The sequence below is a fragment of the Permianibacter aggregans genome, assembly GCF_009756665.1.
GTDB classification, from domain to species: domain Bacteria; phylum Pseudomonadota; class Gammaproteobacteria; order Enterobacterales; family Permianibacteraceae; genus Permianibacter; species Permianibacter aggregans.
In genome coordinates, this window is the sequence record NZ_CP037953.1 from 4,137,744 (window position 1) to 4,150,247 (window position 12,504).

Here is a 12,504-nt window from a genome sequence, read left to right on the forward strand (position 1 = left end):
TTTAAGTATTTAGCACTTGGCGTGTTTTGCGCCGAGCAAATTCCCGAGTTTCAAACACGACGTCTAGAGCATCTTCCAGCGCGCCACAAAGATCTTCGGCGTCTTCAATGCCAATCGATAAGCGCAGCAAACCATCACTGATGCCGGCACGGCGACGAGCCTCCGCATCCATGGCGGCATGCGTCATCGTCGCTGGATGAGCAACCAGACTTTCGACACCTCCCAGCGACTCAGCTAGTGAGAAGTGCTGTAAATGCTGCAAAAACAGTTGTACTTCATCGCTGTCCTGCAACTCGAAACTCAGCATTGCTCCAAAATCGGTTTGTTGTTTCGCAGCTAGCTCATGGCCAGGATGCGAAGGTAGGCCAGGGTAGTGCACTTTGCACACCGCCTGGTGATGGCTCAGTACTTCCGTTACCGCTTCGGTGTTGGCCAGATGCACCGACATCCGCGCTTCCAGTGTACGCAAGCCGCGCAGCGTCAAATACGAATCAAAAGGCGACGCCGTCAAGCCAAGACAGTTTGCCCAGAACTTGATTTGCTCAAAAAGCTCTGCAGTTTTCGCAATCACGGCACCGCCAACGACATCGCTATGGCCATTGATGTATTTGGTCGTCGAGTGAATGACCAAGTCGGCGCCTAGTGCCAGTGGTTGTTGCAGCACTGGCGACAGGAAGGTGTTGTCGACGACAACGAGGGCATTGACCTGTTTGGCGGCTTCGGCAATGGCCTGAATGTCGGCGATGCGCAGCAAGGGATTTGACGGCGTTTCGATCCACACGAGTTTCGGTTTGCGCACGCGGATTTTTTCCAGAAACTCCGCCTCAAGCTGGTTGTGGAACTCGGCATTGACCACTTGCCGTTGTTGGAAACGGCTCAGCAATCGATAGGTGCCGCCATAACAGTCGTGTGGTGCGAACACCAGATCTTGCGGCGTCAGTAATTGCAAAACCAATGTCACGGCGGCCATGCCGGTGGCAGTGACAATGCCGCCAAATCCGCCTTCCAGATCGGCCAAGGCTTCGCCGAGCAAATCGCGAGTGGGGTTGCCAGAACGAGTGTAGTCATAACGGCCGGGCACGCCGAATTCCGGAAAGCGATAATTGCTGCTCAGGTATATAGGCGGAATGACGGCACCGTGTTGGCTGTCGGTTTCCAGGCCACTGCGAACCAGGCGGGTTGATGGTCGTGCTCTTCTCACTTTCTTCACTCCTTTCAGGCCGCAATCGCGGACAATGGTGCGCGACGGGACAGCGCTTCGGCGGCGACAACGATGTCGGCAAAAAGACCGGCGCTGGTGACGTTGATACCGGCTCCGGGGCCGGTGACGGTCAATGGGATATCCTGATAAAACGTTGATTGATAGATGACGGCGTTCTCTGTGCCACGCAAACGATAGAAAGGTGATTGCGCATCGATACGTTTCAAGCCGACGGAAACGTTGCCGTCACGGTATTGCGCGGCATAACAAAGGCGCTGATTCGCTGCTTGCACCTCAAGAACCAATTGGCGCCAACGTTCGTCAACCTGCTGATTAATCGGTCCGTGTAGGTTGGTGTCGTGCAACGGCGTCAATTCGATTTCACTGCGCTCGATGCGAATGCCACAAGTGCGCAGCAGGATCAGCATTTTTCGTGCGACATCTTCGCCGCTCAAATCCTGCAATGGGTCCGGCTCGGCGTAACCTTTTTCCACCGCTTGTTGTACGGCGGCAGAGAACGGCGTGCCTTGCTGAACGCTGTCCAAAACAAAACCGATAGTGCCGGACAACACCGCTTCGACATGATGCGGCGTATCGCCTGCGCGGCGTAAGTCCAGCAGCGGCTTCAGTACCGGCAACGCCGCGGCGACAGTGGTTTCATAGCAGTAGGGCACGCGGTGTTTGCGCGCCAGTGATTGCAGTTCGGTGAAGCGTTGCAGGGCGTCGGAGTTGGCCAGTTTATTGGGCGTTACGACGGCGACACCGGCGGCCAAAAACTGTTCATAAAGGCCAGCGATTTCGCTGCTGGCTGAGGCATCGACGACCACCAATTTGTCGTATCCCTGAGACAATAACTCCTGGGCGAGCAGACTCGCCGGGCGCTGTTGCAGTGGTTGTTCCGCCAATCGGTTTAACAAACCCTGGCAATCATTTTCATGGCGTTTACACCACAGCGTTTGTTTTGAGTTGCACAGGGCAATCACTCGCAGCTGTGTTCCAGATTCCGCGAACAGGCGCTGACCTTCGGTCAATAGTAACTGCAAGGTCTGACGACCAATGCGACCGCTGGCACCAATGATAGCCACGGCCGTTTCCTGTTGTAATGGATACAAGCGGCTGTGCAACAGTCGAGTAAAGCGCTGCAGTTCGATGGAAGGTATCGCAAACACGATTACGCGCTGTTTGCTCAGCAGTTTTCGTTGCAATACGCTGACGCCGGCCTGGGCGGCGATATCGGTCAACAGGTTTTGCCAATAACGAAGCGCATGATGGTCGGCAAGAAATACACTGACCAGCGAGCTTTCCGGAAAACGCGCCTGCCATTTTTTCAAGTTCAATGGCAGTGGTGGTTTCTTGCTGAGTTCAGCATGCTGCGGTGGCGACCAGGCGGCGAGCAGGCTGGCTTGGCGATGGGCTAATTGTGCGCGAATGCTGGTGCCCTGTTCGTGCTGCAGGGTGCCGAGACGTAATGATTTGCCGGTTTTTAATAGTGGCTCCAATGTGCGCGGGTGTAATACCCCGGCGCCACATTGCGATAACAAGCATGCATCTTCAACCGAGAGCTCAGCAACGGTTTCAGCGCCCGGTACGTAATCCGGATCGGCACTGAGAATTCCTGCGGTATCGCCGAGCAACTCCAATTCATCAGCAGCAAAAGCGGTAACAATGGCTGCGGAGTAATCGGAAGCATTGCGCCCCAGCAACGTCGTGCGGCCGTCTTTATCCGCGCCGCAAAAGCCGGTGATGATGCGAATCGCAGATTGAAAGTAATCCTCGTTCAGCGCAGCGAAGGCTTTTTCCGTAGCAGATTGGTCGAGGTTGGTATTGAACGGTTCACTATCGGTGCGGATCAATAATTCCGAAGGCACCCAGCTCGCCGTGCGCTGTTGTGATTGCAGCAGAGCGCTCAGTAACGACGCCGACAGTTTTTCGCCAAGCGACAAAACAAACGCGATATGCCAATCGATGTTTTCACCTTGATGAATGTTTTGCAGTCGGGTTTTTGTCTGCTCCAGGTAGTGAGCAATTTCTTGACGGTAATTGCTGGCAAAACTTGCTGGTAGTAGTTCAGTGACCAGTTTATTGTGCGCAGCGAGGATGTCGCTCAGTGCTTGCGAAGCTTGTTCGCGATTGTGCTTGGCCAATTGTGTGCAGGCATATAGCGCATCAGTGGTGCCTTTGGTCGCTGATACGACAGCAATAACGGTTGCTGATTGACAGCGGGTTTTAAGGTATTCGGCGACTTGCAGAAAATGCGTGGCTGAAGCCAGCGTACTGCCGCCGAATTTCAGCGTGATGGTTTTCTTTTTCAATGACGTGCTCATGTCGAATGGGTTTCCGTGCTGCGTAGAAATGGGGTCAGTACGGCGGCGACGGCTTCTGTTTCAATCAGAAAGCCATCGTGGCCGTAGCGGCTGCGTATGACACGGTGCTGCACATTCGGCAGGTGCTCTGCGAGAAACTGCTGTTCCGCAGGCGGATATAGTTGATCACTGTCAAGGCTGAGTACCAAACAAGGTTGCGAAATGGTTTGTAAAGCGGCTTCGGTTGAACCGCGGCCGCGACCGACGTCGTGCGAGTTCATGCATTCGGTCAAACGGATGTAGCTATTGGCGTCGAAACGGCGAACGAATTTTTCGCCCTGATGACTCAAGTAATCGAGCACCGAAAAGGATTGTTGCTGGCCACCGACCCGGCCAAAACGCTCGCTGAATTCTTCACTGCAGCGATAACCGATGAATGCCAGACGACGCGCCAACGCCAGACCATGCTGCGGTTGTTGCTCGATCGGGTAGTCGCCATTGTTGAAACTGGGGTCGAGGCGTATCGCGGCGCGTTGGCATTCGCTATTGGCAATAGCTTGTGCCGAATGGGCTGCCGTGGTGGCAATCAAGGTCAGCGAATGCACCAGTTCCGGTTTCAGCAGCGCCCATTCCAGCGCGATCATGCCGCCAAGCGAAGGGCCGATAATGCGTAATTGTTGAATGCCCAAGTGCTCAATCAGCGCCGATTGCGTCCGCACCTGGTCACGGACGCTGATGCGCGGGAACGCGGACCTCCATGGCCGGTGATTGTATGGGTTCAACGTCAAAGGGCCAGAGCTGCCGTAGCAACTGCCGAGCAAATTGATGCAGATGACGAAATCGTGTTCCGGGTCCAGCGGTTTACCGGCACCGAGCAATTCCGGCCACCAGGCCTCCAAATCGGCGCTGCCGGATAAGGCGTGTACGACCAGCACGGCATTATCGCGCTTGCTGTTCAGCTTGCCCCAACAACGCCAAGCGAGCTCGTACTCGGGAAGCAATTCACCAGAATCCAGCGCCAACGGCGCATGGCTGTGCCAAAGCTGCGTGTCCTGATGGAGGGGAACGCGACTGTGAATCAGCGGTGTGGTGGTGGCGATGGCTTCCATAAATAGACGTCCAAACGTGCATGCGGCTAATCATATAGACGTCTAAATGGCTGTACAACCCCGATCAGTGCTATAATTGCCCGAAATCGCATATGAAAAATCGCTATGGTTTGACAAGGTCCGCGCTGCTGTTTAATTTGCCGCCCGGGTGTTTGGCCATCTGGAGTGAGAGATGTCTGCTAACCAATCACATCATATTGAAGAGGAAGAGCCGTTCGTCGACCCATACGTCGAGCACGGCAAGAAGCGCGAGAAGGTGAAGAAAATCACTGTCTCGATTCCATTGCATATTCTGAAACTGCTGACCGACGAGCGTACCCGTCGCCAGGTCAAGAACCTGCGACATGCAACCAACTCGGAACTGCTTTGCGAAGCGTTTTTGCATGCCTACACAGGGCAACCATTGCCGACTGATGAGGAGCTGGCGAAAAACCGCTGATCCGGTTTGCCCTGGATAAAACAAAGGCCTCGTCACGAGGCCTTTGTTGTTTTGCTATTAATTAATGATGCCGCTTGATACCAACGGCAGCGAGGATCTTCGTGGCGATTTCCTCGACCGAACGACTGGTAGTATCGAGATAGCGGATATTCTCGCGCTGATAGATGCCTTCGACTTCTTTGACTTCCATCCGGCATTGTTCAAGCGAGGCATAGCGGCTATTGGCACGGCGTTCGCTGCGAATCTGTTGTAGTCGGTCCGGGTTAATTGTCAGGCCAAACAGTTTGTCGCGGAACGGCCGCAGTGGTTTCGGCAGGCTTGGCGATTCCAGATCTTCCTCGGTGATCGGGTAATTGGCGACTCGAATACCGAACTGCATTGCCAGATACAAGGAAGTAGGCGTTTTGCCGGAACGAGAAACACCGACCAGAATCAGTTCGGCCTGCTCATAATATTTGGTGATGGCGCCATCATCGTTATTGAGGGCGAAATTGACGGCGTCGATGCGGCTTTCGTACTGGCCCAGATTGTCCATTGAGTGGGCTTTGCCGACCCGGTACTGGCACTGGGCACCAAGCGCTTCTTCCAGGTGTGGCACGAACATCTGGAACATATCCATGACGATCGAATTGCTTTCTCGAATAATGGCGCGCAATTCAGCGCGTACCATCGTATCAAATACCAGTGGTGGCGTGCCGTCAGCGACGGCGGCTGCGTTGATGCGATTAACGGCTTCCCGTGCTGCTTCTTCGTTGTCGATATAGGGCAGGGTAGCCTCTTCAAACTCGAATCCATCAAATTGCGGCAGCAGTGCCTGACCGAGCATTTCGGCGGTGATGCCGGTGCGGTCGGAAATATAGAACACGCTACGTTTCATCTATTTTCCTTTATTGAGTAGAATGGCGGCCCTTTTTCACTGGTCCGCCGAGCGGGCATGAGTGTAACACCCCCAAAGGAGCAACGACATTGGCTGAATATGTGCTGTGGTATGAAAACCTCGGAATGAAGGATGTAGACCGGGTTGGTGGCAAAAACGCCTCATTGGGCGAGATGATCAGCCATTTGGCCGGTGCAGGGGTGTCGGTACCGGGTGGCTTTGCCACCACCGCAGAAGCCTTTCGCGAGTTTCTGGAGCAGTCGGGTCTGAACGCCAAGATTCAGGCCGAGCTGAAAGATCTGGATGTCGACAACGTTCAGTTGCTGATGGAAACCGGCAAGAAAATTCGCCGCTGGGTTGTCGAAACGCCGTTCCTGCCGGAGATGGAAAAAGCCATTACGGCCGCTTACCTGAAATTGAAAGGCAATTCCTCTGATGAATTTGCTGTCGCGGTTCGCTCCTCAGCCACCGCCGAAGATTTGCCGGATGCCTCGTTTGCCGGCCAGCAAGAAACTTTCCTGAACGTGCGCGGCATGGCCAACGTCATGCTGGCCGTCAAAGAAGTATTCGCCTCGCTATTCAATGACCGCGCCATCGCTTATCGCGTGCACAAAGGCTATGAACACGCCGGCGTTGCGTTGTCGGCCGGCATTCAGCGCATGGTGCGCTCCGATATCGCCTCCAGCGGCGTGATGTTCACGCTCGATACCGAATCCGGTTTCGATGATGTCGTGTTCATTACTTCTAGCTACGGTCTTGGCGAAACGGTGGTGCAGGGAGCCGTTAACCCAGACGAATTTTACGTACACAAACCCACGCTGCGCGCCAACAAGCCGGCCGTGCTGCGTCGTACCATCGGCGCCAAAGCCATCAAAATGATTTACACCGGTGGTGCAGAGCACGGCAAAACGGTGAAAACGGTTGATGTGGCTTCCGCCGAGCGTCGTCAATTTTCGATCACCGATGCGGAAGTCGAAGAGCTGGCGCGTCAGGCTTTGATTATCGAGAAACACTATCAGCGCCCAATGGATATCGAGTGGGCCAAAGACGGTTCTGACGGCAAGCTCTACATCGTTCAGGCGCGTCCGGAAACGGTCAAATCGCGTGACGATGGTCGCGTCATGGAACGCTATGCATTGAAGTCACGCGGACGCATTGTCAGCGAAGGTCGCGCCATCGGTCAACGTATCGGCAAAGGTCCAGCGCGCGTGATCAGCGATATTTCACAAATCGCCAAAGTGCAGGCTGGTGACGTGCTCGTTACCGACATGACCGATCCGGATTGGGAGCCGGTCATGAAGAAAGCAGCGGCGATTGTCACCAATCGCGGCGGCCGTACTTGCCACGCGGCAATCATTGCGCGTGAGTTAGGTATTCCGGCTGTCGTCGGCTGCGGTGATGCCACGGCCAATATCAAAGATGGCGATCAAATCACCGTTTCCTGCGCTGAAGGTGACACGGGTTTTATTTATCAAGGTCTGCACGAGTTCGACATTCATCGCGCTGAAGTCAGCGACATGCCGAAAGTGCCGTTCAAGATCATGATGAACGTCGGCGATCCGGACAAGGCATTTACCTTTGCTCGCTTGCCGCATCACGGTGTTGGTCTGGCGCGTCTGGAATTCATCATCAACCGCGTCATTGGTGTGCATCCGAAAGCGCTGATTCATTTCGATTCCTTGCAAGACAATGCGCTGAAGGAAAATATCTCGGCGCGCATCGCTGGCTACAAATCGCCAACCGATTTCTTCGTCGAAAAACTCGCCGAAGGTATAGCTACCATTGCGGCGGCGTTTTATCCCGAGCGCGTCATCGTGCGTATGTCCGATTTCAAATCGAACGAGTACGCCAACCTGATCGGTGGAAAACTATACGAGCCGCACGAAGAAAATCCAATGATCGGTTTCCGTGGTGCCTCGCGTTATATCTCCGCCGATTTCCGCGAATGCTTTGCGATGGAGTGCAAGGCGTTCAAGAAAGTGCGCGATGAAATGGGCCTGACCAATGTTGAGGTCATGATTCCGTTTGTGCGTACCTTGGAAGAAGCGGAGAAAGTCACCGGTCTGCTGGCCGATCACGGCCTGAAGCGTGGTGATAATGGTCTGAAAGTGATCATGATGTGCGAGCTGCCATCGAATGCCGTGCTGGCAGAAGAGTTCCTCGAATACTTCGATGGTTTCTCGATCGGCTCAAACGATTTGACTCAGCTGACCCTCGGTCTCGACCGCGACTCCGGCATCATTGCCCACTTGTTTGACGAGCGGAATCCGGCCGTCAAGAAAATGCTGTCAATGGCGATTACTGCGGCGAAGAAGAAAGGCAAGTACGTTGGCATTTGCGGCCAAGGTCCTTCCGACCATCCGGATCTGGCGCAATGGCTGATTGAGCAGGGAATCGATTCGGTGTCGTTGAATCCAGACACCGTGTTGGAAACCTGGTTGTTCCTGGCCGGCAAGAAAGCCTAAGTCATTTATGGACGATTAAAAAAGGGGCGGAATTTTCCGCCCCTTTTTGTTACCTGCCTTTACGGACGTTGAATCACCATGATCGGTGAAGTCCAAGTTTCCCAATGCGCCGGATTGTCGTCATCACCCAGTGCTTTTTGCACCGACAATTTTACGACATAGCGACCATTCGGAACCGTGTAGATTTTCTTTCCTGCCTTGGTGGTACCGTCCCAGGCGAACGAGAAGAAACCGCCTGCAGAACTGTTGCGCGGCAAGTACTGCTCATCCAGGGCGCGATGCCAGGCTTTGCCGGTTTCGGCATCAAATACTTCCAGGCGGAATTTCTGCACTTGGTGATCGAAATGCACAAGGAAGAACGGTAGATCATCACCTTGCAGATTGAACACCGCTTCGTCGCCTTGTTTGCTGTATGAACCACCACTGAGGCGTGCCAGCCAAGGGAAATTATTGGCTGTTGGCGCCAGAATCACTTTACTCTGGTAGTCACCTTTAAAGCCGGCATACGGTACCCGAATTGACTCTCCGACATTTGGCGTAAACACCAGATAACCGCCAAAAATCGAACCGTCCGCCAATGCTGCATTGGGAGTGATTGTTGCGTCTACAGCGGCGCTACCAAAAGCGGGCACAATGACTTCCGTTGCACTGAATGCCGCCGTTGATGGTGCATTAAACTGCGAAACACTGAACGTATTTGGGCCGGTTGCCAATGCTGCTTGATGCGTGACTTGGTAGGTTACCGGTGCAGCGGTTTCGTTACTTAACGTGACGGTCTGCGTAGAAGGGCCAGCCTCCGTTTCACCGAGCGAAATTTTACCTGGGCTCGCTTGAACCTTACTCAAAATGACGTCATCAATGTCGAGCATGCCTGCGCCTTGACGATGCACGTTGTCGAGGAAACCAAGACCAGGATTTCCCGCCCACGCCTTCGGGTCGGCATGATTCTGCAGCAAGCTGCGCACCGCTTGAGATGGCGTGTTCGGCTTAGCCTGCAGTAACAATGCAACGGCACCTGCAGTATGCGGTGCTGCCATTGATGTTCCGCTCAGAGTGGCAAAGCTACCGCGCTCCGTTGGATAGGTAGAGTAAATCAGTCCTCCTGGCGCGCCGATGTCCGGTTTCAGCTGTAGTGTCGGCGATAAACCGTAAGAGCTGAATGAAGACAACAAATTACCCGTAGCATTAGCGAATGTGCCAACTTCATTGGTCCAAGTAATGGTGACCGGGCCATTCGCCAATCGACTGTCAAGGGTCACACCCTCTGCATCAGAAATACTGACGACCGGAATGGTGATGCTGGGAGATCCCGCGACCGTAGCACTGAAGCGACCTGCGGAATTGTTATACAGCACCACCGCACTGGCGCCCGCGTTTTGCGCGTTTAGCGATTTGATATGAAATGAACAGGTACCTCGACGTATCAAAGCAGCTTGACCTTGTAAACTATTGGCGGGCAATGCGTTACATGCATCATTCACTGTGCTCGCGGTGCCAGTGCGAGCCAGCGAGATTGAGCCGCCGGATGGTGGTAACGGTGATGCACTAGCCGGAGAAAACCCAATCGCGAGATTGTCGGGCGAAGCTCGGAACTGGTTTAAGCGAATATGAGAGTTATCGAACGACGCGACGCTGATGACTTTATCGCCAACAGATGGCGCACCCGTTGCGTACAAACCGCTAGTGCCGCTGTTGCCCGCCGATACCACGACGACGATACCTTTGTTGACCAGTTTGGTCGCTGCTTTTGCGGTGGGGTATTGAGGCCATTGAAATGACGAACCAATGCTCATGTTTAGCACTTGCATGCCATCTTCATAAGCGCGCTCCATCGCTGCCAACATGATGTCTGCTGTAGTTGAACCGTAACAGCCGAAGACGCGATAAGCACCCAATGTTGCATCGGGTGCTACGCCTTTCAGCGTGCCATTGGCGCCAACAATGCCTGCGACGTGAGTACCGTGACCGCCGCCGGTACCGTCCGCACAATCATCAGGGTCATTGTCGGGGGTGGCGACAGGATTGTAGCCTGGAGATGAACTGTCGGCGTTGAATGCATCGCCGACAAAATCAAAACCAACGGAGACACGGCAGCCAGGGCCAAAGCAACCGCCCAAGTCTGGGTGATGATAGTCAACGCCGGTATCCATTACCGCGACCTTGACGCCCATGCCGGTGTAGCCCAGTTGTGAGTGAACGATATCGGCGCCAGTCATGCCCAAGGCAGAGCTTAAGTTCGGGATGTTTTCAGGCTGTTCTTCTGGACGCTCAATGATTTCGACAGGATAAATGCCAACAACGCCATCCATTTGTCGAAGTTTAGCAATTTCTGTCGGCGAGGCTTCAATGGCATAACCATTGAATAGCGACTGAAACTGCCGTCGTTCTTTGAATCGGATATTGGCTTTTTTCGCATTACTTATAAATTTCGATTTTTCTTGGTTAAGCGCGTTTTTAGCACCACCATCCACTAATGGCGCCCCGGATAGCTCGACAAACCAAAGCGTGCCGGTTTCATCGGCAAAGTCTGATGTGGAGAGAATGGGGGCTACATCCAACGGCTGCAACGGTTCATCGGCTATTGCGATGGCAATGCTGGAAGAGAGTAGGGTGGCGATAAAAATGGGTTTGGTTTTTTTCATGAAAAGAATCCCTCTTTACTTTGGCGTGCACACAGGTGTGCTTGTTTTCCTGAACAACGAAACACCTCAGGTCTTCCTGTCAACGAACATGGGCTGTCTACAGAAAGGTTATTGATCTAGAACCGATTTGCGCTATCGGTCAACAACAATCGGTTGTCGAGTTCGACATAAGACCAGTTTCCCGCACCGCGAAAAACCAAAACTTAAATTTCAAGCGAGAGAGTCATTAGGGGTGAGAGAGATAAATTAAGGACTGGCGTACTTTTACGTACGCCAGTTTCGTATTACAACTCGGTTTTGAATGGGTTGGTTTTTTCCGCCGGTACGGAGAACTGGCTGGAGGCGTCTTTGCTGCCACCCGCTTCACCGAGACGCATGCGCAAGCTAAGATCGGTTTTCGATTCGGCGTAGTGCAATGCGTCGTCTTTAGTAATCAGGTTTGCTTTATACAAATCGAACAGCGATTGGTCGAACGTGCGCATACCATCGACGTAGTTTTTCTCAATCGCTTTCGGCAAGTCTTCGAGATAACCGCGTTGGATAATTTCGTTGATGTCCGGCGCCATCATCATGATTTCGACAGCCGGAACTCGCAGGCCACCAATCCCACGCACCAGACGTTGGGAGATAATGCCTTTCAGTACCGATGACAACTCTTTCATAACATGGCCGCGCATATCCTGCGGGAACAAGTTGCGGATACGATCCAACACTTGGCGGCAGTTGTTGCCGTGAATCGTCGCCAGCACCAGGTGACCGGTCTGAGCGTAGTTCAGCGCGTACTCCATTGCTTCGGAATCGCGGATCTCACCAATCAGAATGACGTCCGGCGCTTCGCGCATGGCGTTTTTCAGCGCATTGTGAAAGCTCTTGGTATCAACGCCGATTTCGCGCTGATCGACGATCGACATCTTGTGATCGTGCAGAAATTCGATAGGGTCTTCGATGGTCAAGATATGGCCGGTTTCGCGGCGGTTGCGATAATCGAGTAAGGAGGCGAGGGAAGTGGATTTACCCGAACCGGTCGGTCCGCAAACCAATACCAGGCCGACACGTTCCATGATCAGGTTTTTGACGATCGGTGGCAGTTTCAAGGTTTCCAGCGCTGGAATATTGGTCTTGATATGACGCATGACAATGCCGACTTCGCCGCGCTGTTTGAACACGTTGACGCGGAAACGTCCGACACCGTCGGCCGCCAAGGCAAAGTTGGCTTCCCAGTTTTCTTCAAAATCCTTGATTTGCTGGGCATCCATCAATTTATAGGCGATGTCTTTTATCGCACCTGGCGGCAGAGGGCCGGAACCCATCGGTGTCGATACGCCTTCAATCTTCATGTGCGGCGGTGCGCCGGTGCTGAAGAACAAGTCAGAGGCATTCTTTTCCGCCATCAGGCGAAGTAATAGTTTGATATCCACGGAGCAATCTCAGACAGCAGAACGAGCAGGGGAAACTTAATCAATATAGC

The 12,504-nt window shown here is 53.6% G+C and carries 8 protein-coding genes; 2 read left to right on the forward strand and 6 right to left on the reverse strand.

The features are described from left to right. Position 1: 1 nt before the first annotated feature. From metB to metX, 3 genes are read right to left on the reverse strand one after another with little or no spacing between them, the layout of a single operon-like run. The gene (gene metB / locus E2H98_RS18635; protein ID WP_133587293.1) at positions 2-1,201 is read right to left on the reverse strand and encodes a cystathionine gamma-synthase; all 1,200 of its coding nucleotides are present in this window, start codon (positions 1,199-1,201) and stop codon (positions 2-4) included. 14 nt (positions 1,202-1,215) lie between these two features. Further along, the gene (locus E2H98_RS18640) at positions 1,216-3,525 is read right to left on the reverse strand and encodes an amino acid kinase family protein (protein ID WP_133587295.1); all 2,310 of its coding nucleotides are present in this window, start codon (positions 3,523-3,525) and stop codon (positions 1,216-1,218) included. Then, complete coding sequence (gene metX / locus E2H98_RS18645) at positions 3,522-4,613, reverse strand: homoserine O-acetyltransferase MetX (protein ID WP_133587297.1); 1,092 nt, start codon at positions 4,611-4,613, stop codon at positions 3,522-3,524. Before metX ends, E2H98_RS18640 begins: the two co-directional genes overlap by 4 nt. A gap of 172 nt (positions 4,614-4,785) precedes the next feature. Here metX and metJ point away from each other — a divergent pair, with 172 nt between their 5' ends. After that, positions 4,786-5,052 (forward strand): met regulon transcriptional regulator MetJ, encoded by a 267-nt coding sequence (gene metJ, locus E2H98_RS18650; protein WP_133587299.1) that lies wholly within the window; start codon positions 4,786-4,788, stop codon positions 5,050-5,052. A gap of 61 nt (positions 5,053-5,113) precedes the next feature. Here metJ and ppsR read toward each other — a convergent pair whose 3' ends face one another. Continuing rightward, a complete protein-coding gene (gene ppsR / locus E2H98_RS18655) occupies positions 5,114-5,929 on the reverse strand; it encodes a posphoenolpyruvate synthetase regulatory kinase/phosphorylase PpsR (RefSeq protein WP_133587301.1) in 816 nt (271 codons plus the stop codon). 125 nt (positions 5,930-6,054) lie between these two features. Here ppsR and ppsA point away from each other — a divergent pair, with 125 nt between their 5' ends. Next, the gene (gene ppsA / locus E2H98_RS18660; RefSeq protein ID WP_408634855.1) at positions 6,055-8,394 is read left to right on the forward strand and encodes a phosphoenolpyruvate synthase; all 2,340 of its coding nucleotides are present in this window, start codon (positions 6,055-6,057) and stop codon (positions 8,392-8,394) included. Positions 8,395-8,453: 59 nt separating this feature from the next. Here ppsA and E2H98_RS19500 read toward each other — a convergent pair whose 3' ends face one another. Both E2H98_RS19500 and E2H98_RS18670 read right to left on the reverse strand, forming a co-directional pair. After that, positions 8,454-11,036, reverse strand: a complete 2,583-nt coding sequence (locus E2H98_RS19500; RefSeq protein WP_133587305.1) for a S8 family serine peptidase — start codon at positions 11,034-11,036, stop codon at positions 8,454-8,456. 284 nt (positions 11,037-11,320) lie between these two features. Then, positions 11,321-12,454: a PilT/PilU family type 4a pilus ATPase gene (locus tag E2H98_RS18670; RefSeq protein WP_133587308.1), complete on the reverse strand. Its 1,134-nt coding sequence runs from the start codon at positions 12,452-12,454 to the stop codon at positions 11,321-11,323. Positions 12,455-12,504: the final 50 nt, after the last annotated feature.

Excerpts from the sequence above, each read along its gene's own strand:
- metX (WP_133587297.1), bottom strand. The coding sequence starts at position 4,613 with ATGGAAGCCATCGCCACCACCACACCGCTGATTCACAGTCGCGTTCCC.
- metJ (WP_133587299.1), top strand. The coding sequence starts at position 4,786 with ATGTCTGCTAACCAATCACATCATATTGAAGAGGAAGAGCCGTTCGTC.
- ppsA (WP_408634855.1), top strand. The coding sequence starts at position 6,055 with ATGAAGGATGTAGACCGGGTTGGTGGCAAAAACGCCTCATTGGGCGAG.
- E2H98_RS18640 (WP_133587295.1), bottom strand. The coding sequence starts at position 3,525 with ATGAGCACGTCATTGAAAAAGAAAACCATCACGCTGAAATTCGGCGGC.
- E2H98_RS19500 (WP_133587305.1), bottom strand. The coding sequence starts at position 11,036 with ATGAAAAAAACCAAACCCATTTTTATCGCCACCCTACTCTCTTCCAGC.
- ppsR (WP_133587301.1), bottom strand. The coding sequence starts at position 5,929 with ATGAAACGTAGCGTGTTCTATATTTCCGACCGCACCGGCATCACCGCC.